We start from the raw sequence: 22227 nt of genomic DNA, 5'->3' as shown, positions 1-22227 counted from the left end.
ACGGAGTTGAATGTGCTGGAACTTGAAAGAATATTACAGAAAATAGATGGTGGAAATGTGTTGGATGTAGCCAGTGGGCGAGGAGAATTCATCCAATTCATCAAACACTTCAAAAGTTATAAAAAGATCACTGCCATCGATATTATGGCAAATTCAGAAAAATTGATCCAGCAGACATATCCGAACGATAAGATCACTTTTGTGTGGGGAAATGCCAAAGAATTACCTTTCGAAGATGAAAGTTTTGATACAGTTTGCCTTTCCAATTCTCTGCATCACCTGGAAAATATGGAAAAAGTTTTAGAAGAGATGATACGAGTTTTAAAAAAGAACGGAAATTTCGTAATCCATGAGATGTATTGTGATAATCAGAATAAGGCGCAAATGTCTCACGTCAAAATTCATCACTGGTTTGCCAAGATCGATACAGTTTTTGGACAGAAACACGATCCTACTTTTCCCCGTCAGAAGATCAAAGACATGATATCAGAACTTGATCTGAAAAAGATCAAAATTCTGGATTATGCGTTTCCTGTACCAGAACCAAAAGATCCCGAAATGGTAAATGAAAGAGCCAAACTTATCGATGCCGGTTTAAGAAAATTGGATAACAAAGAAAATTTTGACATTTTAAGAAAAGAAGGTGAGGAGATAAGAAGTTATATTTTGGAGAACGGTTTCGCTCCTGCAGCGTCCCTTTTTATTTTAGGAACGAAATAAGATGTTATATGAATTTTATTTATTCTGATATGAAAATTAGCAAACTGATTTTAGACAATGAAATGACTGGGAATGGTTTTTTCAAGAACTCGCCAGAGTTCAACCTTAATAGCCGCAGGTGAAACCTGCGGCAACCAGGCCAGAATATCTACAATCCTGAAGGGATTGAATTTTGCACTGGAATTGTAATGCCTTATACTCAAATTATTTATCATATCGTTTTTGCTACAAAAAATCGTTGCAGATGCTTAGAACAGGAACATCGTGATCAACTTTTCAAATATATTGCTGGCGTTATCAAGAACAAAAAGTGTCATTTATTCAGAATTGGAGGTGTGGAAGATCATATTCACATATTAACAAGTTTACATCCAACAATTTCACTTTCGAATTTGATAAAGGATATCAAAGTTAGTTCTTCTGGCTTTATTAAAGATCAAAAGTTATTTCCTTTTTTCACAAACTGGCAAGAAGGGTATTCGGCTTTCACTTATTCAAATTCAGATAAATCCAGGATAGTAAAATACATCATAAATCAAGAAGAACATCATAAATTTGTTTCATATCTGGAAGAGTTAAAAGGGTTGTATCTTGAAGCAGGGATAACTTACAATGAAAGATATTTATAACCATAATTATTCAATCCTTTCAGGATTGTTTTTTTTGCTTTATTTTCACCGTAGATTTCATCTACGGCTATTAAGATTCATTCCTTTCAGGAATGTTAGAAGCTATGTTTTTTAAAATATTTTGTAATTTTTTAATGTTATTCTTCTAAGAAAGGAATGACACAAAATGACTTGAATAGAGAAATGATTACTATGATTTCGTTTTCAAGAACTCGCCAGAGTTCAACCTTGATAGCCGCAGGTGAAACCTGTGGCAGCCAGGCCAGAATATCTACAATCCTAAAGGGATTGAAAAAAATACAGATATTCACTGGAAATTTAATTCCTTTCAGGAATGATTAAAAAAAATGAGTTGAATGGAGAAAATGATTACTATGATTTCGTTTTCAAGAACTCGCCAGAGTTCAACCTTGATAGCCTCAGGTAAAACCTGCGGCAGCCAGACCAGAATATCTACAATCCTGAAGGGATTGAAAAAAGTACAGATATTCACTGGAAATTTAATTCCTTTCAGGAATGATTAAAAAAAATGAGTTGAATGGAGAAATGATGGATAATTTTAGAGAAGAATTTATTGTAAAATTTAAGAACCTTCTGGAAAAAGATAACCATATCTTTTGTGCCTGGGAAGGTGGATCAGCTGCTACCGGATATTTAGATGAATATTCAGATTTCGATCTTGGTTTGATCTGCGATGACAAAAAAGTGGAAGAAACTTTTGAAAAGATCGAGAAATATCTGGATGAGCACTATGGAATAAAAACTAAATTTCGCATGCCGGAACCATCCTGGCACGGACACTCACAATGCTTCTATCTTTTGGAAAATACTCCCGAATTTTTCTATGTGGATCTGCTCCTAGAAAAATTGTCTTCCGGTAATCGCTTCATGGAATCCGACAGGCATGGAAATTCTATTGTCTGGTTCGATAAGAAAAAGCTTTTCGATCCTACTCCTACACCAGTTGAACAGGTGAAGGCAAAAGGTAAAAGGCTTTATAAGATGATAAAAAATTCTTACTGGCTGCTTGTCTTGGACGTAAAAAAACAGATTTTGCGAGAAAACAAAGTCGATGCCTATGTTATCTACAATCAGCTTCTAAACCGAATTGCACCACTTATGAATCTTAAATACAGATCTCCCAAAAGTGATTTTGGACTGAGGTACACTTACCGAGATTTCCCTAATGTCGAATGCGAATGGCTGGAAAAAATGCAGCAAGTGAGCAGTCTAAAGAAAATGATGTTAAATGTTCGAGAAATCGAAGCAAAATATGCTGAACTGATTGAAGAACTTGAAGACAAATGGAAATAAAATAGAGTTAATGTAAGATTAAAAAAAACCGCTCATTTTGCAGCGGTTTTTTTATTACCAAAATGGTATCAGAAACTTTTTTCTTCACAAAATAATCTCAGGTTTATTATTACGTCAGTCATTTGATACGGGAGGATAAATGGCAAGTAAAGATAGAGGTAAGATCAGAAATATTCAATATTTTAAGACTCAACAAGAATGGAAAGCGTGGTTGGAAAAACATTCCACGATCAGTCATGTAGTATGGCTGCAATTCTATCGACCACACACAGAAAAGCCTGTTATGGAAATGAAGGAAACTTTAGAAACTGCCAAAGAATTCAATTGGAAACATACTCTTATCAAACGCATCGATGACGATAGCTATGCCAGAAAATTTGTTCCGATCACTGAAACAGCAGTCAAACCGGAAGATTCTTCTGAGATAGAAGAAGAAAAAGATGAGGACACAATCAGTCCAGCTTTGCCACTAGTTGATGATGATGTGTTTACTACAAAAGATCCTGATGCTGAAAACCCGGATGACCAAGAAGAAACGGTTGTTGAGATTCCAGAGGAGGAAGAAATCAGAGAAATCGAAGAAGATAAAGAAAATGATGAAGATGAACATTTTATTGCTCCTCTAAATGATCTTTTTGAAGATAAAGAAGAACATATCGAAGATCCCGATAAAATTGAAGAAGATAAAATAATGGATGATGAGGTCTTCTTTCCTGAAGAAGAAAAAGGTGAAGAGATAAATTTGGAACATGACCTGGATGAAGAAGATGAACTGATACTAACCGATATTTCCGAAGAAAAAGAAGAAGAATTTGAACAAATTGATGAGGAAGAACCAGAAGACCTTATAACGCCTGAAGATGAAGTTTTTGAAGATGAAGTTTTTGAAGATGAAGTTTTTGAAGATGAAACTGAAGATGACGAACCTCAAACTGACTTGGAAATTGCTGACAAACAATCCGATAAACCAGAACAAGAAAAACAGGCAGAAACAAATGAATCTGAACAGAAAGAATCAGATAAAGCAGAAGAAGATGAAGAAGAAGATGAAAAAGAATTCGTTCGCAAGGTTACTCCCACACTTCGCAAAAAATAGATAGGATTTTATTTAACATACATAAATATATTGACTGTGAAACATATAGATACAAATTCTTGTCGGTGAATTATTGGAGGTAATAAAATGAATAAAAGAATAAAATTAATCTATAGTTTTCTGATCTTGACTATTGTCGTTGTTTTTTGTTTAAATTTGTTCGCAAAACAAAACAATCAAATAATTCCAACAACTAGAACCGAAGGAGCTGTAGATTTCCAGATCAGAACGTCATCTTATGGCGGAGAATATGAGCCTGAACACGTTTTTGCCATCTGGGTAACAGATGAAAATGACAACTTTGTAAGAACTCTGGTTCGACGTGCCTGGGAAGAGATCGAAGACCTGGTAAAATGGAATAATATGACAGGCGGAAATTATCAAAATGCGCTTGTAACGGGAGCTACTTTAAATTCTCACCAGACTCACAATTTGAACTGGGATTGCACAGATAATCTGCTGGCATCGATTCCGGATGGCACTTATAAAATTTATATTGAATTTTCTGAAGACGATACAAATCAGGGCGGACCATGGACAAATGTAGAATTTGTGAAAGGGCCCGATCCTTACGAAGTTATTTCTGCCGGACCGAATAATTTTCATGACATCGAACTTTATTATACTCCCGCAGCACAACCCGATCCAACTATTGAAATCACTTCACCGGCAAATAATTCCACGATCGAGGAATTACCTTTCATGGTGGAATTCGTTGTGGAAAATTTTGACCCTGCTGGAGGAGATGGTTTTGTAGGGCTATATATCGATGATAACTTGATTCAGATGTATTCTGATCTGAATCCTGTTGCAGTTGGTGATTTTCCGCAAGATTCTCATGATTTGAAACTGATGCTACTCGATCCGACATTAACTCCCCTCGATCCGGAAGTATCCGATACAGTAACTTTAAGCTACAATCCAATAGCCAATGATAATGAATTAGTATCTGCTTCAAAACTGCTTGGTAATTATCCAAATCCCTTCAATCCATCCACAACGATTTATTTTTCTGTAACGCAAACGTCCTCGTTTGCAACCATCGAAATTTACAATCTAAAAGGTCAGAAAGTAAAAACTTTCCCGATCAACTCATCAACCGATCAATCGATCAACTCGATAACTTGGAATGGAACCGATAACCTTGGCAAACCTGTTTCCAGTGGTGTATATTATTATGTTCTTAAATCGGGAGATAGAGCTGATTCCAGGAAAATGCTGCTGATGAAATAAACTTCCGATTGTTCTCTCCTTTTTTGAGATCATCGGAATGTTGACATTACACTTTTCAACATTCGGAAGAGCTTCGCACATTCCGAAGTTGAAAATATTTTGACAACTCCTGCTTATTAGAATTATTGAAAGCAGGAGTTTTTTTATGCAGAAATCTAAACATTTTGAAGACTTGGCAAACTGGAGAAAATGGTTGAAAGACAACCATGATAGAGAAAATATTCTCTGGTTGATCTTTTACAAAAAACACACCGGTAAAAAATCTATCAGTTACGAAGATTCCGTTCAGGAAGCACTCTGCTGGGGTTGGATCGACAGTATTATCAAGCGCATTGATGATGAAAAATATGCTCGTAAGTTCACACCCAGAACCAACTTTGAGAACTGGTCGGATCTGAATATAAAACGCATGAAGAAGCTGTTAAAAGAAAATCGAGTTCAGGAAATTGGCCAAAAGAAATTTCCGGGAAAATTACTCAAAAAAAAGATCTCCAACAAAACCAGAAAATTGAAAATTCCAGATTATATTTTGGAAGAAATCAGCAAACATACAAGAGCCAAAGAATACTTTGAAAATCTCGCTTCATCTCATCAAAGAAATTTCGTTGGCTGGATTGATTCAGCAAAGAAAGAGGAAACGAAAAAACGCAGATTGAAAGAAGCGATTCAACTTCTAAATAATAGTAAAAAACTGGGAATGAAATGAAGTGATTGAAGATTTACGAATTAAGATTTGAGATTTGAGATTTTTTGTCGATTAAAATTGAGAGGTTAGAAATGAAAGTTATCCTTGCCGTCTTCGCTGCAATTGCAGTTCTTTATTTCAGTATCAGTTATTTTCTTTCCATTCCTGAAGCTACTTATGATTTTCGTGAAGTTCTACAACCTCAGAATCAACCGATCCAGCAGCATACTTCCGAACCGCAATTTAGCAATGATTTGTATCAGAAAGTCAAATTCACTCCCAAAGCAAATTATCAAATCGATGCCAGGCTGCTGCATAAAAAGAAGTATTACAAAGGTATCGAAGCTAAAACGATTCCCTGGGATTTTGCTCTTGGCTGGGGAATAATGAGCGATCCGAAATCATTGGAAGGACTTAAAGTGAAACAAACCATAAGATTTTACCGCTATTCCTGGGGTCCCGGTTATTCCATTCCGCAACTTCAGATCAAAGATAATTCTGCCAACTGCCATTTGATACCAGCTACCAAAAACCTGAAAAAAGTTATGGGTAAGATAAAGAAAGATGATGTTTTGCGCATCGAAGGTTTTTTGGTTGATGTTTCATTCGAACATAAAAGACCTTACGTGTGGCGAACCAGCACCATCCGAACCGATGAAGGTGCTGGAGCTTGTGAAACAATTTATGTAAAATCTATTGTCTGGAACGGTAAATTGTATAGATAAAAGATCAGGACTCGACCCTTTTCAGATCAAATCCTGATTAATTATTAATTAACCAGTTACTAGTTCACCAATGACTAATTCACCAATGACTAATTTACCAATGACTAATTCACCAATGACTAATTCACCAATGACTAATTTACCAGCTACTAATTTAATATAAAACCTTGCGAAGGTCAAAAAGCAAGAAGTCCCAAAACCTTCGCAAGGAAATCTTCTTCCAGCTATTCTCATGTTCTCTCTCTTTGCGCAAAGAGAGGGACAGCAGCCTAAGTTTATTCTTCCACTTTCAATTCCTTCTTGGCAATCAAACTATAAATAGCCGGAATTACAATTAGCGTGAGGAAAGTTGCACTGATAAGCCCACCGATCACGGTGAGAGCCATGGGAGATTTCATTTCCGAACCCTGACCGCTGCTGATCGCCATCGGCAGCATTCCGCCCATTGTTGTAATAGCTGTAATAAGTACCGGACGAATCCTGTCTCTTCCTGCCTGCAGAATTGCCTGTCGCATTTCCATGCCTTCCATTCGCAGCTGGTTCATGTGGTCGATCAGAACAATCCCGTTATTCACCACAATTCCAGCCAGAATGATCGCACCAACAAAACTGATAACAGATAAGGTCGTACCTGTTAAGCCTAAAATAGCCATCACACCGATCAGAGCAAGCGGCATGGTAAACATTACAATAAATGGCTGACGCAAACTTTCGAATTGAGATGCCATCACACTATAAACCAGAATTATTGCCAGCAAAAGCGCACCTGCGAGTGTTACGAAAGCCTCCTGCATATCTTTGTAAGCTCCGCCAAAATCGATGTAATAACCTGGCGGCATGCCATCAATGATATCAGCTACTCTGGTTTGGATATTCTCTACCACAGAACCGATATCATTTGTTCCGGTCACACTGGCAGACAGCATTACTTTTCTTGTCTGTTTTTCGTGGCTAATTTTTGCCGGACCTTCTGCCGACTGCAGATGAGCAATTTGATTCAGCGGAACAGAAAAACCCATGGGAGAAACGATGGAAAGATGCATGATATCTTCGAAGCTGTTGCGCTTTTCTTCTTCCATCCTCACCAGAATATCGATCTCTTCTCCAGCCTCACGAAAGATGCCGCAGATCGTTCCCCAGGAAGCTGTTTTAATAGCCGAAGCCACTTGAGCAGAAGTAAGACCATAATGGAAAGCCTTGTCTTTATCGATGATGATATGATACTCCGGTTTGCCTTTTTTCATACTGTTATTGATGTCGGTTACAAATTCCACACTTGCCATCCGCTTTTCCATTTGAGCAGCAATTTGTTTGAGCTGAACCAGATCCTTCCCATAGATATTGATTTCGATCGGCAGCGACTGACCTTGTCCCATCATCTCTTCCGAACTCATAAATGTGAATTCTGCACCTGCTACCTCCGGCAGCTGAGATCTGACTAATTCTTGAATCTGTTCTGTGGAAAGCTGGCGTTCTTCCGCCAAGAATAATCTTACGAAAATCTGAGCTTCATTTACATCCTGCGGATTGGTGGGGTCTGCCATTGCCGATCCTTCACTCATCGGACCGATCAAGATCATTGTATTCATCACGCCTGCAGTATTCATAAATACATCTTCAACCTGACTGATAACCTGATTTGTTTCTTCCAGTGGAGTTCCGGAAGGCATTTTCACGTTCAGCACCATAAAAGGCATATCACTGGAAGGCATGAATTCTGTACCGATAATTCCCAAAACTGGAATCATGAGAGCCAGAACAAACAGAGCTATCACCATCAAAATCGTTTTACCGCGATTATCCAGAACCCATTCCAGAATTTTTACATAGCGGTTCTTGATGCCTTCAAAAAATTGCTCCGATTTATTAATTTTCGGTCTGTCTTTGGCTTTTCGGAAAATGACTGACGCGATTACCGGAACAATGGTGAGAGACACGAAAAGCGAAGCAGCCAGGGAAAAAGCGACTGTAAGAGCTAATCCACGCACCAAAATACCAGTCATTCCTTCGGCAAAGATCATTGGGAAGAAAACAGCAATCGTGGTAAGCGTGGATGCGGTGATAGCCATTGCCACCTGGCTGGCACCTATTTTGGCAGATTGGAATTTTGTTTTTCCCATTTCCAGGTGCCGGTAAATGTTCTCGATTACTACAATGGAATTATCTACCAGCATTCCCACTCCTAAAGCAAGACCTCCCAAAGTCATGATATTCAACGTGAATTTTGCCAGATAGATCGGGATAAAAGTGGCTACTACAGAAATTGGAATTGCCAGCGATATTGCCAGAGTTGGTCGCCAGTTTCGCAGGAACAGGAACATGATGCCGATAGCCAGGACACCTCCGATGATCAAATTGGCAAGCGCTCCCGAAGTAACTCTTTCGATTGGCATCCCCATATCCATAACCATATGGAATTTAAGGTTGTTGGAAAAATCTTTCTCTATTGCTGCAAGTTCCTTTTTCACAACGTCTGTAACGGTGAGAGTATTAGCGCCGGATTCTTTGGAAACCATGAACATGACAGTTGGCAGTTTATTCGTGCGGGAAATATGCCGTTTCTCTTTGAAGCCATCCTGAACTTTTGCTACATCTTTCAGATAGATGACTTTTCCTGTTTCGGTAAATTTTACAGGCAGATTCTCGATCTCTTCGATGGATTTGTATTGCGCCATTGTTCGCAGCAGATATTCATCCTTTCTTTTTTGAATGTGTCCTGCCGTCATATTCAGATTTCCTGCCGCCACGATCTGAACAATTTCATCGATAGATATTTTGTACTGTTCCAATTTTTCCTTGTCTACGATGATCTGTTTTTCCAATTCATCTCCACCATAGACAATAACAGAAGCTACACCATCCAGATGTTTCAACTTGGTAGCAACTTCATCTTCCAGAAGCTGACGTAATTCATAAGTATTTTCTGCTCCGGTCACGCCGTACATCAGGATCGGCATATCGGCTAAGTTGAATTTCATAACCAACGGTCTGGAAACTGTAGCAGGAAGATAATCGGAGATCTGCTCGATCGCATCCCGCAGATCTTGTGCAGCAAAATCCAGATTGGTTCCCCAATTGAATTCCACCATTACCAGCGAAGCATTTTCCAAACTTTCTGATGTTATCGTTTTTATATTCTTTACTGTAGCAATCGATGTTTCGATCGGCTCGGTCACTGTTTCTTCAATATCCTGCGGAGAAGCTCCATCGTAGATGGTAACGATGGAAATTACAGGATAATCCATATCGGGAAACATTTCCAATCCCAAACGGGAAAGTGAAATTCCGCCCAAAATTATTATCAAGATCGTGATAATAAAAATCGTTACTCGTTTATTTACTGAAAATTCTGCTAATTTCATAATTTAATCCTTTATTTTTCACGAGAAAGCAATACAAAAATTGTATAAACCCCTCTGTCCTGCAACTGAATACTTCGCAAGAAATACAGAACATCTCCCCTTCCAAAGGGGAGCAATAAGGAATTTATTTATTTTCATCTCTCTTCCTGTTTCCATTTATTTTATGATCTCTACCAGATCACCGTTTGAAAGACCGATATTTCCTACTGTTACAACTTTATCTCCGGCTTCCACTCCGGAAATAACTTCAATCTGATATTCGTTTTCAATGCCCAGTTCCACTACATTTTTCACTGCTTTGTCATTGGAGATTGTGAATACAATTTTGCCTTCCAATACTGCCAGCTGAGGAATGATTACAGTATCATACGATGTTTCGGTGAGAAGTTTTACTCTGGCGAATTGATTATTACGTAAAAGATCAGCTTTGTTGGCAACTGTGATCTCCACCAGAAAAGTTCCGGACATCATATCTGCTTCGGGAGAAATAAAAGTTACTTTCCCCCAGAAATCCTCTGCACAATTATTTACATTCAACACTGCTTTCTGCCCCATTTTCACAGAATTTATATCAGCATCGGAAACCTGGATATTTGCTTTCAGTTGATCCAATTTGACCATCCTGATGAAAAATGGATCCATCATGGCATCGTAATTTTCGTCTGTTTTCTTATAAACGTTTGTGATGATTCCATTCATGGGAGCTTCGATATTTGTATTTTCGGCCATGAATTCCAGATTGGTTTTTGCCATTTTATAGGCAGTTTCCACCTCATCATAAGTAGCACCGTCGATGGCTCCGGTTTTCTTGAGTTCCTGCATTCTTTTGTAATTTTTTTCTGCCTTGGCAAACTGAGTTTTGGCTTGTTTCAGTTGCGTATCATCCAGTTTTGCCAGCAGATCACCTTTATTCACAAGTCTTCCTTCATCTACCAGCACTCTCTGGATTTTTGCCGATAATGATGGCGAAATATTTACTGTTTCATCAGCTATCAATTTCCCGCTGAATTCAATGTAACTGGAAATATCAGCTTGAGTTGCCATTTCCACTTTCACTTCTCTTTTTCCCACAAATTCTTCTACTTCTACAGTTTCAGTTTTTTCCTGACAGGCAGATAAAACCAAAATCGTCAGAATTCCAATTATCAAAAATCTTTTTAACATTTTTCCTCCAGTATAATCCAAGGTGATCATTTCGATCCCTCATTAGTATATTTTTTAATTTCGTATTTTGCTAAAATAAAATCGTAGTATGCAGCTACCAGATTCATCTCACTGCCGAACAACATTGCTTCTGCATCCAGAACTTCTGAATTTGTAACTAAACCCTGATTAAACAGATCGTTGATGATCTGATGATTTTCCTTAGCATAATCCAAAGCAATTTTATTATTTTGAACCAGCTTGGCTTTAGTTACTAATTTTCGCAGCACGTTCTCGGCAGAAACCAGATAATTTTCCTGCGCCCAATCCATTTCATATTCAGTCTTCTTCAGTTCATATTTTGCTTTTTTCATATTGGTGTAATTGGTTCCGCTATGAAAAATAGGAACTGAAAATACAGCTGCCAGATTCCAATTATCATCACCATCAAAATCAAATTTATCATCGCTTTCAAACTGATATGAATACTGCAGATTCAAGGACGGCAGAAAGCTTCCTTTGGCCATACAGTAATTTTTCTGCATCATTTTTCTGGCAATGCTCATTGTTGCAATTGTCGGGCTTGATGTTTTCACTTTTTGCAGGAAGTCAGCGATTTCCTGCTCGATCTCAGTATCGTTCATTCCGGCAAAACGATCGATCTCGGAATCAAATTTTTCCACTTCAATTGGATTTGGAAGATCACCATCCATTCCCAGCAGATTGTTCCAGAATCCAGTCAATTCACTGATGCTGTTTACGATTTCGGTGATGGAAGTTTCATCATTTTTCATCTTCACCTGCCACTGCAGAACATCAGATTTCTTGGCAGTTCCCACATCATATTTTTTCAGCACCGTTTCCAGGTGGGAAAGTGTGGAATTCAAACTTTTTTGAGAAAGCGTTTTCAGATCGTTCAATTTCAACAATCCAAAATAGGAAGTTGCGACAGCGAGATCAGTATCTTTTTCTTTATTCAATAAAGCCAGTTCTGCCTGCTTCTGAGTCAGCTTTGCCATTTGATAACCCAGGATTACTTTTCCTCCGTTGAAGATCGGCTGCTGAACAGTGATGTCGTTTGTGTAGGTAGTTTTGTATACAGAATAAATTGAAAACGAACCCAACCCGGGAATGGTAATCGGTTCATTCATCTCATCATAAGTTTCATCATCGATGCGAACAGCTGTGGAATTGAATGAAATCTTGGGTAGAAAGTTTGTGAAAGCATTTTTCTTTGCCCAGTTTGCAGATTCCACTCCACTTTTCTGTGCCAGAAGATCTTTGTTATTCTCTCTGGCGATCTCAATGCTATCTTCCAGTGAAATTGCCTGCAGCAAGATCAGCGGCATCAGCATGATCAATAAAATTAATTTTCTCCTCATAATTTACCTCTTTATTCTTTTTAATTTTCCTCTGTTGAGATTCCATTCCAAATTGTTTCAAACAGCTTCTGTCCCATTTCCTGCAGATCGATCTTCTCATTTAATATATGATAAAGCACAGTTCCTTCTGCCAAAGCATTCATCATGAAGCCAAGTGTTTTGCAATCCAGATCCTGTTTTATTCTTCCCTGCTCTTGAGCTTGCTGCAAAAGCCCGGCCAGAAATTCCATTCCTTGGGCATGAGTTTCCGCATGCTTCTTTTTGATCTCGGGAAATTTAGTGAAAGCTTCCATCATGAGCCTGTAGAAATTATCCACCAAAACGTCTTTGGAATTCGTTATTCCACTCACAAACTCATGAATATAAGCCAGAGAGTTAAAATATTTTCTTAGAATATCTTTCACATCTGTAGATGTGTTATAAATCTCTATTTCCCACTTTTCAAATTCATCAAATAGAAAATCGATGCATTGTACGAAAAGTTCCTGTTTATTCTTGAAATGATGATAAATTCCACCTTTGGAAGTTTGTGTTTCCGCCACTACATCACTCATGGAAGTTGCATCATAACCTTTCATCAAAAAGATCTTCATTGCCGACTTCAGAATCTTCTTTTTCGGCTCCATCTTTCCTCCTTTTCTCAAGGTCGATTTTTGTAAGACCGACCGTTCGGTCTGCACAAAAATTTCTTTCTGATTTTTTGTCAAAAACTTTTTTTATTTTTTTTTTATTTGAGTAATTCAAATTTTCCGAACACTTCTTTCGCTAGTCCGATTGTTAGCTTTCGGAAAAGTTTCCTCATTCATCTCCTTCACTTTTCGAACAAGAAAATTTAATTTGTCTCAAGTCTTTCAGTTTAGGATAAGAAGCTTGTCGCATGCATCAAGTTAGGTAATAAGCCAGTAGTTCATCGTTCTCGTTTTTATATTTCATTCCCACGACTGAAGTCATGGGCTATCTTTAATATTAAAGGACAGAAAGTAAAATCCTTTCCCGAGCAAAATCTCGGGACTCAGGATGATAATAATGGAAATTATTCCGTTATTTGGAATGAAAAAGATGACAACGACAAACCTGTTGCATCAGGTGTTTACTTTTATCAATTAAGATCTGGCAAGATTAACCAAACCAGAAAATTCATGCTTCTCAAATAAGATCACATCCCGCTTCTTTTCTGCCATCTGTTTTGATTGCTGAACAAGTTAGAGGAAAGTTGGATCGAATTGAGATAATTTTTTATCATTCCAATGCGATCAATTATTTGTTTTTGAGTATAATGCTCATTCGTGGTTTGGCTGCTGCTGGTTTTTAATCTATTTAAAAGCGTCAGTAATTCTCTGCCATTATAACCGGCTCGAGAAGCAAAAATGATTGCCAATTGATCAGCTTCCTGTTCATATTGTTCAAGTCTTCCATTTACCAAAGTTTCAAAGATTTCGAAGGATAACTGTTCCATTTCTTCTTCCACAGATTTCATTTCTTCATCCTGCTTTATCCCGAAATCGTCCATTTCCATTTCCAATTCCGCAAAAGCATCCTCAGCCTTTATCTGATTCTGCCGTTCTGCCATTTCCAGCATTCCATGATGACGGGCGACATGAGCAATTTCGTGAGCTAAAACTGTAGCAAGTTCTGCTTCTGTTCGTATCATTTTCAGCATGCCTTTTGTGACGAAAACGATTCCTCCCGGACAGGCATAACCGTTAACTTTCTCTGTATCCAGAATGAAGAATTTGAAGCCAATATCATAAACATCTGTTGCTTCGACCACAACATTTCCAACTTGATTTATATATTCTACCAGTTCAGGATTTTGATATAATCCCATTGCAGCAATTTGTGAGGCAATCCCAATTCCCAATCCCTCTTCCGATTGGGAAAAATAATCTTTGAATCGTGCTGGAGGAATGGCAATATTCTTCTGATTCTTTTTAAGTTTGAAATCTCTATAAGTTTCTTTCCAGAAATTTTTGAAGGCTTTTGCATCAAGTTTATAATCAGCATAAATCTGGAAGAAATTTGCTGAACCTTTGAAACTTTGTGTAAATCTTTCTGCAAAACCTTTTACACCTGCGCTCATGCCGTATTTTGAGATTTTGAGATCGGTTTGCTGAGTTCCCATTTTACCGAAAATATCATCAGAAGTTTTCTGTTCCTGCGTTACTTTCGTCGATACATAACCGCTGCTGCTGGCTAATTCGATACGATACCAACCTTTTTCTTCTTCCAGAATTTCAAAATTTGCTCCTTTGGCAAGTTCTGCTTCTACTTCATAAAATGAACCCGGCCCTGTGCGAAATATTGCCCGATCACGTTTTACTACCGCAGAATTTGCGGCAAACAGAACGAACACAATAAATAAAAAGAATGATAAAAATCTGTGCTTCATTACTCCTCCAATATAAAATGGAATTATTTAACTTCCAATTTCATCACCCCATCCCAATTTTCCGGTGGAAATTCCAGCAGATACTTACATCGTGTCAACAAAACTTCCGAAGGTTTATCTTTTACAGGATGGTCACAGAGTTCTTCAAAAATATCTCCGGCAGATTGCCAATCACCTTTTCGATATAAATTCAGAGCTTCTTCATACTTTTGAATCCATTCCGGTTTCTGTTTGGAAGTCATCTCATCATAGCTGCAGATCAATTCATAGATCCTCGTCGGCTGATTTCTTCCTTTCACCTTCAGAGAATCCAGTTCCCGGCACAGAAATTCATCTTGTATATGTTTGTATGTGTTTTCGCTGATGATAATATTGGTCTGGTAGATCTTATTCACGCCTTCCAAACGAGCAGCCAGATTGACAGTATCGCCGATAGCTGTATAATCCATGCGTTTTTCACCACCGATATTTCCTGCCACAAATCTTCCTGAATTTATACCTGTTCTAGTGCCCAGATGGAACTGTTCCGTTGGAGTAAGCTCAGTCTTTTTCTTCAGTTCATCTCGATACAGTCGATGAGCATTTGCCGCTCTACAGGCAAGTAAGGCATGATCTTTTCTGGAAATCGGTGCACCAAATAAAACCATGATTCCGTCACCCGTATATTTATCCAGCAGCCCTTCGTGATCAAACACGAATTCTATCAATTTCTCGAAATACATGTTTAGGTCGGCCACCAATTCCGACGGTAATTTATCTTCTGAGATCGTAGTAAAATCATAAATATCAGTGTAAATAACTGTGGCATCGATCTCTTCCCCACCCAGATGAATTTGATCGGGATCTTCTTCCAGTTTTTTGATGACATCTTCGTGTAAATAGCGCGAAAACAATTTTCTGATCGCTCTTTTTGATTTTCCTTCCAATAGATAGCTTACGGTATTTATGATCAGATAAGAAATTAAAAAGCCAATCACCGGCATCAATAAATTCATCAGAATCCGGTCAGTTCTCCATAAAAAGAGATTCAGTAGAAACGTGAAAATTAAGAGAGAAAAAGAAATGAAATTAGCTTTCTGAGGAATCAGATTTGTAATAACAAAAAAGACTGTAAATATAATGATAAAAGTATATAAAAAGTTTATCCCATCAGGAAGTCGTTGTATGAAATCCTGATTGATAAAATTACTAAATTGAGTCGCCCAGATTTCCATGCCCGGCATCACTTTTTCATATGGATTGGTTTTTAGATCCAGAAGACCGGCGGCTGTAGCTCCGATTATTACATATTTACCCTTGAAAAGGTTGGGATCAAGTATTGGCTCATTTCCCTGCAACCAGGCAGAAGCGGAAGCTATTATAGCCCTGAAAGGATATGATTTGAATGGTCTTTTTTTATTTTTGATTCCATACCAGTTTATTAGATAATCACCGTTCTTATCAAATGGTATTTGATGGTTTTGAAATATGATCTTTTTATCTTTTATCGTAACTTCTGAATCTGGATAGATCAATTCCTTCCAAACAGAAAAAGACATTTGCGGAAAGAGATGATCCTGCAGTCTATAAATTAGTTTTGAACGTCTTATCACGCCGTCACGATCGGGTTGAGAATTTATAATTCCGATAGCCTTTGTAGAATTCAATAAAGCCGGAATTGGAGTTCTAACGCCACAAAAATTTGTTTGAAAAGGATATTCATTATACATTTTTACTGGAAGTGAAAAATCGTAAATATCTGATGAAAAATAGCAGGAATCCGGCAGCAATTGACAACCCAGAAAAACATTCTGATTTCTACTGATAGCATCTGCAAATTGCCCGTCTGTTTCTTCGGCATAGGTTTCTTCTCGATCGATATCCGGTTCATAAAATTGCATATCGAAAATCACCGCTTTTGCCTGATACAGGTAATCTAACATATGACCGTAGAAAGATCTCGGCCAGGGCCAGCTGATACCATTTGAACTGAAGAAATCCAAACTGGAATCATCAATGCTGATCATCACCACATTGCTGTCGGCAGCTTGCGGGCGGGGATCCATGCGAAAACGATAATCCAGAAGCTTCAGTTCGGTTTCCTGCAAAAATGAGCTGCTGCTGAAAAGATACACGACTAATGTAATAATGAATGCAAATAGTAATAGAACGTGCTTGTTTTTATATAACTTTGAAACTGATAATTTATTATTAAACTTCATTTTTAAAATCTATAATTAAGATTGATGAACAAATTAAATATCGTACTGGTAAAATGTGATCCATCCTGATCATCACTTTCATTGCGACAGTTTTCATCTGCAATTATAAACTCAGTTCCGATATCGATGTTCTTGGTTAATTTCAACCCGGCAGCCGACTGAAAAGATATCGTTCCGTTAACCATTTCGCCATCATTACTGTAACCGTTAGTTTCCGAACTTCCCGACAAAAATCCTCCTACTTTCAATTTGGTGGCTGCATAACCCCAATTGGGGCTCCAGATCAGTCCCATATCCATAAAAAAAACAATACCAAAAGATTCTGAAGCTTCAAATTTCCAGGAACCGCTATATGGTGAATAGGGATTGCTGGCAGGTATCCAGACTTCATTCTTATAATTTCCTCCACCCATATAAATTATACCATAAGCTCCACCGATAGAAAAATCTGTAAAGTTGATATTAGCCATACTGAACTCAGGTTTAGTACGTACACCAACTCCAACCAGATATTTACTATTCAATGCTGTATATTCCACTTCATATGCAACATCATGATTTTTTCTGAAAAATGAATGATACAAATAAACATCATACCACTCACGTTTAATAATGCGGTAATTTGCTTCATGCCAGTATTTTTGGAAATCATTATCTGCACTTCCCAAACCAAAACCCTGAGTGGAAGTGAAGAACCATTTTACATATAGTCTATTTCCTCCTATACTTCCTTCCAGAGAAAACACTTGAACCATTTCGGAATGTTTATACTTATCGGAAACAGTATTTCCATCATATCCAAAATAAACTCCTACCTCTTCATTTACAGCTGTAAATTGCGGTTTCAATTCAACATGCAGAATACTAAATAAAAAATTTATCGATACTACTAGGAAAACACAAACTACTATTTTTCTTAGCATTTTTTTATTCCCCCATTCCCCATTTTTATATATCAAGAAAGTTAGATTCAAATATCAACGTCAATACAATTATTACAAGTCTATATAAAATAATTGACTCACATTCATTCCAAAAATAAATAAATTTGTGTATAATGAGGAGAATGAAATGAAAATTCTGTTGATATTTAATCCCTTTGCCGGTCATGGCAGGGCAAAGAAGATCTTACCGCAAGTCGAAGCTGAATTTCAGAAACACAATATTAAGTTCGAGCTGCATCTAACCGATTATCCGGAACATGGAATCGAAATAGTGAAAGATGCGAATTTCAAGAAATATGATGGCATCGTGGCAGCTGGTGGAGATGGAACGCTTTTTGAAGTAATAAATGGTTATTACCAGAATAAAACGCGGAAAAAAATACCAATCGGAGTTTTACCTGTTGGGACGGGAAATGCCTTTGCCAGAGACCTGGAATTGCATGTTTCCCGCTGGAAAGAAGCGATCAAGATAATCAGCCAGAATAAAACCAGAAAAGTTGATGTTGGAAAATTTACCACTCACGGTCAGACATACTATTTCTTAAATATTCTGGGTTTGGGATTCGTGGCAGACGTTACCAAAACAGCTCATAAATTAAAAGCTCTGGGTAATTTATCTTACACATTAGGAGTTTTTTATCATATTCTGCTGCTCAAATCTTGCAAACTAAAAATAGAATTGGATGGTGAAGTTCTGGATCGGCAGAATATTTTCGTGGAAATATCGAATACAACCTACACTTCGAATTTCTACATGGCTCCTTCTGCCGAAATCGATGATGGATTTCTGGATGTAACTCTGCTGGGTAAAATGGGTAAGATCGGACTATTGAAAGCCTTTCCCAAGGTGTTTACAGGTGAACATGTGAAGCTGCCGAAAGTGGAAACATTCAAAGTGAAAAAAATAAAAATCGAAACAGAAAAAGCAAAAGTGCTAACTCCTGATGGCGAATTGATCGGGATAACACCCGTAGAAGTTGAATGTCTGCATCAGGCTATTGAGGTTTTTTGGAAATGAAAGCTGTTCGTTCCATTTTTATCTGGTTGATTGGATTTGTTTATTTTGGACTGTTTTGTTTAGTAACCATTTTTATAAGTTATTTTTTCGATAATCGAAAAATTGATACTTTTGTAAGAAATATACTAAAACCCTTATTTAGATTAATGTTCATAAAAGTGGAAGTGGAAGGTGCTGAAAAATTGAAAAAAGATAAAATATATCTTTTCATGGCAAATCATGTAAGTCTGTTTGATGTACCCTTTCTAAAAGCTTACATTCCTGCCCACGTTGTGGGTGTAGAAGCTCATCATCAATTCAACTGGCCAATTTACGGTTGGCTCATTAAAAGATTGAAAACTATTCCTATTAGGCGAGATAATATTCATGCTTCGATGAAAAGTATCAAGAAAGCACTGCAAGTATTACATAGAGGAACTTCATTAATTATATTACCTGAAGGACACAGAACGCTGGATGGTAAAATGAGAGAATTTAAAAAATTGCCGTTCTATTTAGCAAAAAAGGCAGAAGTAGATCTGGTTCCAATTGGGCTTTCAGGTTTGTTTTCGTTAAAACCAAAGAAATCCTGGCATATAAGACCGGGAAAGATAAAGATCAAATTTGGTAAAATTATCACTTCTGATCAGATCAAGAAAATGGAAGTGGAAGAAATCCGAGATCTGACTTATGATCGGATAAAATCTTTAATCGAATGGATCTGAAAAGAATTCCTCTATAAAATGAAGAAGTTATTAAGTTTAGAATGATAAATAATTAATTTTGGAAATGAACTTAATTATAAACCAAAATAATATTTGCTATTATGAAAAATAGTTTTATATTTAATTTTGTATGAAGTGATATTTTGATGCAAAATATGAAATATTTTTAAAAGGAGTTATTATGAATCGCAAATTAAAAATGCTGTTTGAAGAAAGAGACAATGACATTTACTCGGTAGAAAGTTGGAAGTCGATCAAAGAAGCTGTAGATATCATGAATAAAAATCATATAGGTGCTCTTATCGTATTTGATGAAAAGAAAAAAGTTGCTGGTATCGTAACAGAAAGAGATGTAATGTGCTTATTGGCAAATACCGATCAGCTTTGTGGGCATGTAAAAGTAAGTGAAGTAATGACGCCAAAAGAAAAACTGCATATTGCAACTGGAGAATGTTCCATCGAGGAAATGATGGTATCAATGACAGAAAAAAACATCCGTCACATTCCCGTTATTACAGATGATGGTATTTTACGTGGTGTTGTTTCCATGCGAGATATCATCAAGATGCTTCTGAATGCTGCGAAAGCGGAAGTAGAACAATTAAACAAATTCATCACTGGAAAGTATCCAGCATAGATTGTATAAAAGATAAATTGATAAAGGCGGAATTCCATTTCCGCCTTTTTCTATTTCCGTCATATTGAGGAATCTACCAATTTTCGCAGAAAATTCTCTTTCTGCGGCATCTCATAGCTTTGCATTCGACTGTGTCCTGCAAAGTGGCACGAAGACGTAAGAGCAACCTTCGCAAGAATCTTCCAGTCTTTGTCTCGAAAGAATTCGCGATTGCGCCTTTACTGACAGAATGACGATAAAAAACGCCGTCATATTGAGGAACTCTCCCTGGCAAACGACGAAATATGAATCCGTCTATGCTTCCGCCTTCGCTAAGTTCCGCGGGGACTTGAGGATTTTGATATTATCGTTTTTCGTCCTGAACTCCAGTCATGCCTGAAGTCCAGTCAAAATGAATTGCCCCGTGATTTATCGCGGGGATGGAATTGAGTAAAAAAAGAAATAGGCTTTAGCCCAATTGAGGGGTTAAAACCCGAATTATTCTATTTTTTTTCTTTCTCTCCACGAGTTGAAACTCGTGGCAACTCAGAAACTCGTGGAATTTCTCTCAGCTTTACTTCTCGAAATGGAAATGAGATTCTTCCCACCTGTATTGGCGAAGTGGCACGAATACGCAAGAGCAACGTGAACACACCCCATCCCGAAAGTATTCGGGACACCCCTCTCAAGAGGGGAATAACGTCAGAATGACGAAAAATGAACAACGTGCAAGAAACGTACAGCCTTAACTCGGCTTCGGCTTGGCAGGCAGAATTACAATTTTGACTGATTCGATCGCACAAGTTTAGAAAAGAACTTGCCTCAATATTCCTATATTTTAATTAGGAATCATTATGAAATTAATAAAATATTTATTAGTAATTTTGATTTTTGCTGTGTTTTTTTCCTGCAGCTTAAATCGATATTCACCCGAAATAAAAAACACTCTCGAATCCGCTGAAGATAACAAATCCGACCTGAAAAAAGCAATTCGATATTTTGAAGTAAAAGGTGATTCCCTACAACTCGATGCCGTACTATTTCTAATTGAAAATTTACCTTATCATTCTTTTGTGGAAATAGTTCCCTGTGATTCGGAACGAGTAGAAATCCCCTGGAATATTTCGAAATATGAAAACTATTCTGAAGCAAGAACAGCCTTGGACAGTTTGGAAAAGATCGGGGGTTTCGACTGGGAAGCAAATCAAAGATTTAAAGATGCTCAGGTTATTTCTTCAGAATTCCTGATCCAGAATGTGGAAGATTCTTTCTATGCCTGGAAAAATCTTCCCTGGTCGAAAGGATATTCTTACGAAGTTTTCGTAGAATATATTCTTCCCTATCGCGGCAGCAACGAACCACTTCCTGAAAAAAATAACTGGCGAGAAGAATTCATGGAAAAATACTCTGAATTACCTCAGATCATGCTCGATCAGACCGATCCTCTGGAAGCTGCAACTTTTATAAATCAGGAACTTCGTGAATGGTTCAAATTCGATGAAATTTATTATCTGCATCCCACCGATCAAAGTATTGATGAAATGAAAAATACCTGTATGGGACGCTGCGAAGATATGACCAATCTGGCAATGGCAGTTCTGCGTGCGAATGGAATTGCAGTCACCAGCGATTACACACCACATTGGGCAGACAGCGGCAATAATCATGCCTGGAACGCTATAGTAACTCACGAAGGTGAAGCGATCCCATTTATGGGTTGTGAAGCTGATCCGGGAAAATATTCTATCCGCAGCCGTGTTGCTAAAGTTTATCGAAAAACTTTTGCTAAACAAGATGATAACCTGGCTTCCCTGCTCAAGGAAAATGAAGATGCTCCTGCCTGGCTCAGCAGCAAACATTACGTGGATGTAACAAATAAATATTCAAAAGTCACTGATCTTTCTCTTAAAATTATTCGTTCTATTCCCGATTCCGTTAGATTTGCCTATTTATGCGTTTTCAATTCCGGAGAATGGCGTGCGATCCAATGGAGCAAAATTGATAATAAAAATTCAACGTTTGAAGATATGGGAATCGATCTTTGCTATTTGCCGATGATTTTGGAA

At 37.6% G+C, this 22227-nt stretch carries 21 protein-coding genes; 13 read left to right on the top strand and 8 right to left on the bottom strand.

Going from position 1 to position 22227, the window contains the following annotated elements:
• The first annotated feature begins 12 nt into the window (after positions 1-12).
• The 8 genes from K9N40_05990 to K9N40_05955 all read left to right on the top strand — a co-directional run bounded on the left by K9N40_05990 (position 13) and on the right by K9N40_05955 (position 6402).
• Positions 13-720, top strand: a complete 708-nt coding sequence (locus tag K9N40_05990) for a class I SAM-dependent methyltransferase (GenBank protein MCF7814006.1) — start codon at positions 13-15, stop codon at positions 718-720.
• Between the two features lie 188 nt (positions 721-908).
• Positions 909-1349: an IS200/IS605 family transposase gene (gene tnpA / locus K9N40_05985; GenBank protein ID MCF7814005.1), complete on the top strand. Its 441-nt coding sequence runs from the start codon at positions 909-911 to the stop codon at positions 1347-1349.
• A gap of 365 nt (positions 1350-1714) precedes the next feature.
• On the top strand, positions 1715-1873 hold the full coding sequence (locus tag K9N40_05980; GenBank protein ID MCF7814004.1) for a hypothetical protein: 159 nt from the start codon (positions 1715-1717) through the stop codon (positions 1871-1873).
• 25 nt (positions 1874-1898) lie between these two features.
• On the top strand, positions 1899-2663 hold the full coding sequence (locus tag K9N40_05975; protein MCF7814003.1) for a nucleotidyltransferase domain-containing protein: 765 nt from the start codon (positions 1899-1901) through the stop codon (positions 2661-2663).
• Between the two features lie 139 nt (positions 2664-2802).
• Positions 2803-3759: a hypothetical protein gene (locus K9N40_05970; GenBank protein ID MCF7814002.1), complete on the top strand. Its 957-nt coding sequence runs from the start codon at positions 2803-2805 to the stop codon at positions 3757-3759.
• Between the two features lie 87 nt (positions 3760-3846).
• The gene (locus K9N40_05965; protein MCF7814001.1) at positions 3847-4992 is read left to right on the top strand and encodes a DUF2271 domain-containing protein; all 1146 of its coding nucleotides are present in this window, start codon (positions 3847-3849) and stop codon (positions 4990-4992) included.
• A 145-nt stretch (positions 4993-5137) separates the two neighbouring features.
• Positions 5138-5698 carry a YdeI/OmpD-associated family protein gene (locus tag K9N40_05960; GenBank protein ID MCF7814000.1) on the top strand — a complete coding sequence of 187 codons (561 nt, stop codon included), beginning with the start codon at positions 5138-5140 and terminating at the stop codon, positions 5696-5698.
• Positions 5699-5769: 71 nt separating this feature from the next.
• Positions 5770-6402: a hypothetical protein gene (locus tag K9N40_05955; protein MCF7813999.1), complete on the top strand. Its 633-nt coding sequence runs from the start codon at positions 5770-5772 to the stop codon at positions 6400-6402.
• Between the two features lie 48 nt (positions 6403-6450).
• Here K9N40_05955 and K9N40_05950 read toward each other — a convergent pair whose 3' ends face one another.
• The 5 genes from K9N40_05950 to K9N40_05930 all read right to left on the bottom strand — a co-directional run bounded on the left by K9N40_05950 (position 6451) and on the right by K9N40_05930 (position 12915).
• A complete protein-coding gene (locus K9N40_05950) occupies positions 6451-6636 on the bottom strand; it encodes a hypothetical protein (GenBank protein MCF7813998.1) in 186 nt (61 codons plus the stop codon).
• A 41-nt stretch (positions 6637-6677) separates the two neighbouring features.
• Positions 6678-9764: an efflux RND transporter permease subunit gene (locus K9N40_05945; protein MCF7813997.1), complete on the bottom strand. Its 3087-nt coding sequence runs from the start codon at positions 9762-9764 to the stop codon at positions 6678-6680.
• A gap of 156 nt (positions 9765-9920) precedes the next feature.
• Positions 9921-10928, bottom strand: coding sequence for an efflux RND transporter periplasmic adaptor subunit (locus K9N40_05940; protein MCF7813996.1), 1008 nt, complete (start codon positions 10926-10928; stop codon positions 9921-9923).
• A 26-nt stretch (positions 10929-10954) separates the two neighbouring features.
• Complete coding sequence (locus tag K9N40_05935; protein MCF7813995.1) at positions 10955-12289, bottom strand: TolC family protein; 1335 nt, start codon at positions 12287-12289, stop codon at positions 10955-10957.
• A gap of 20 nt (positions 12290-12309) precedes the next feature.
• On the bottom strand, positions 12310-12915 hold the full coding sequence (locus K9N40_05930; protein MCF7813994.1) for a TetR/AcrR family transcriptional regulator: 606 nt from the start codon (positions 12913-12915) through the stop codon (positions 12310-12312).
• Positions 12916-13170: 255 nt separating this feature from the next.
• Between K9N40_05930 and K9N40_05925 the strand changes: the two genes are divergently transcribed.
• A complete protein-coding gene (locus K9N40_05925) occupies positions 13171-13443 on the top strand; it encodes a T9SS type A sorting domain-containing protein (protein MCF7813993.1) in 273 nt (90 codons plus the stop codon).
• A gap of 2 nt (positions 13444-13445) precedes the next feature.
• On the opposite strand, the gene K9N40_05920 is transcribed toward K9N40_05925, so the two are convergent.
• From K9N40_05920 to K9N40_05910, 3 genes are read right to left on the bottom strand one after another with little or no spacing between them, the layout of a single operon-like run.
• On the bottom strand, positions 13446-14678 hold the full coding sequence (locus K9N40_05920; protein ID MCF7813992.1) for a M48 family metalloprotease: 1233 nt from the start codon (positions 14676-14678) through the stop codon (positions 13446-13448).
• 23 nt (positions 14679-14701) lie between these two features.
• On the bottom strand, positions 14702-16879 hold the full coding sequence (locus tag K9N40_05915; GenBank protein ID MCF7813991.1) for an adenylate/guanylate cyclase domain-containing protein: 2178 nt from the start codon (positions 16877-16879) through the stop codon (positions 14702-14704).
• A gap of 2 nt (positions 16880-16881) precedes the next feature.
• Positions 16882-17802, bottom strand: a complete 921-nt coding sequence (locus tag K9N40_05910; protein ID MCF7813990.1) for a hypothetical protein — start codon at positions 17800-17802, stop codon at positions 16882-16884.
• Between the two features lie 148 nt (positions 17803-17950).
• On the opposite strand from K9N40_05910, the gene K9N40_05905 reads away from it, so the two are divergent.
• The 4 genes from K9N40_05905 to K9N40_05890 all read left to right on the top strand — a co-directional run.
• The gene (locus K9N40_05905; protein ID MCF7813989.1) at positions 17951-18841 is read left to right on the top strand and encodes a diacylglycerol kinase family lipid kinase; all 891 of its coding nucleotides are present in this window, start codon (positions 17951-17953) and stop codon (positions 18839-18841) included.
• Positions 18842-18987: 146 nt separating this feature from the next.
• Entirely contained in the window at positions 18988-19545 is a 558-nt protein-coding gene (locus K9N40_05900; protein ID MCF7813988.1) for a 1-acyl-sn-glycerol-3-phosphate acyltransferase, read from the top strand.
• Between the two features lie 181 nt (positions 19546-19726).
• Complete coding sequence (locus K9N40_05895) at positions 19727-20182, top strand: CBS domain-containing protein (protein MCF7813987.1); 456 nt, start codon at positions 19727-19729, stop codon at positions 20180-20182.
• Positions 20183-21015: 833 nt separating this feature from the next.
• Positions 21016-22227, top strand: a 1212-nt coding sequence (locus tag K9N40_05890; GenBank protein MCF7813986.1) for a transglutaminase-like domain-containing protein, incomplete at its 3' end; no start/stop codon positions are given.

This window comes from Candidatus Cloacimonadota bacterium (assembly GCA_021734245.1).
In the GTDB taxonomy this organism is placed as follows: Bacteria; Cloacimonadota; Cloacimonadia; order Cloacimonadales; family TCS61; genus B137-G9.
The sequence above is the reverse complement of the archived record's forward strand: the minus strand, read 5'-3'. Positions and strand labels throughout refer to the sequence as shown.

Coding starts and splice junctions, on each gene's coding strand:
- tnpA (MCF7814005.1), top strand. CDS start 909: ATGCCTTATACTCAAATTATTTATCATATCGTTTTTGCTACAAAAAAT.
- K9N40_05980 (MCF7814004.1), top strand. CDS start 1,715: ATGATTACTATGATTTCGTTTTCAAGAACTCGCCAGAGTTCAACCTTG.
- K9N40_05975 (MCF7814003.1), top strand. CDS start 1,899: ATGGATAATTTTAGAGAAGAATTTATTGTAAAATTTAAGAACCTTCTG.
- K9N40_05970 (MCF7814002.1), top strand. CDS start 2,803: ATGGCAAGTAAAGATAGAGGTAAGATCAGAAATATTCAATATTTTAAG.
- K9N40_05965 (MCF7814001.1), top strand. CDS start 3,847: ATGAATAAAAGAATAAAATTAATCTATAGTTTTCTGATCTTGACTATT.
- K9N40_05960 (MCF7814000.1), top strand. CDS start 5,138: ATGCAGAAATCTAAACATTTTGAAGACTTGGCAAACTGGAGAAAATGG.
- K9N40_05955 (MCF7813999.1), top strand. CDS start 5,770: ATGAAAGTTATCCTTGCCGTCTTCGCTGCAATTGCAGTTCTTTATTTC.
- K9N40_05950 (MCF7813998.1), bottom strand. CDS start 6,636: ATGAGAATAGCTGGAAGAAGATTTCCTTGCGAAGGTTTTGGGACTTCT.
- K9N40_05945 (MCF7813997.1), bottom strand. CDS start 9,764: ATGAAATTAGCAGAATTTTCAGTAAATAAACGAGTAACGATTTTTATT.
- K9N40_05940 (MCF7813996.1), bottom strand. CDS start 10,928: ATGTTAAAAAGATTTTTGATAATTGGAATTCTGACGATTTTGGTTTTA.
- K9N40_05935 (MCF7813995.1), bottom strand. CDS start 12,289: ATGAGGAGAAAATTAATTTTATTGATCATGCTGATGCCGCTGATCTTG.
- K9N40_05930 (MCF7813994.1), bottom strand. CDS start 12,915: ATGGAGCCGAAAAAGAAGATTCTGAAGTCGGCAATGAAGATCTTTTTG.
- K9N40_05920 (MCF7813992.1), bottom strand. CDS start 14,678: ATGAAGCACAGATTTTTATCATTCTTTTTATTTATTGTGTTCGTTCTG.
- K9N40_05915 (MCF7813991.1), bottom strand. CDS start 16,879: ATGAAGTTTAATAATAAATTATCAGTTTCAAAGTTATATAAAAACAAG.
- K9N40_05910 (MCF7813990.1), bottom strand. CDS start 17,802: ATGCTAAGAAAAATAGTAGTTTGTGTTTTCCTAGTAGTATCGATAAAT.
- K9N40_05905 (MCF7813989.1), top strand. CDS start 17,951: ATGAAAATTCTGTTGATATTTAATCCCTTTGCCGGTCATGGCAGGGCA.
- K9N40_05900 (MCF7813988.1), top strand. CDS start 18,988: ATGTTCATAAAAGTGGAAGTGGAAGGTGCTGAAAAATTGAAAAAAGAT.
- K9N40_05895 (MCF7813987.1), top strand. CDS start 19,727: ATGAATCGCAAATTAAAAATGCTGTTTGAAGAAAGAGACAATGACATT.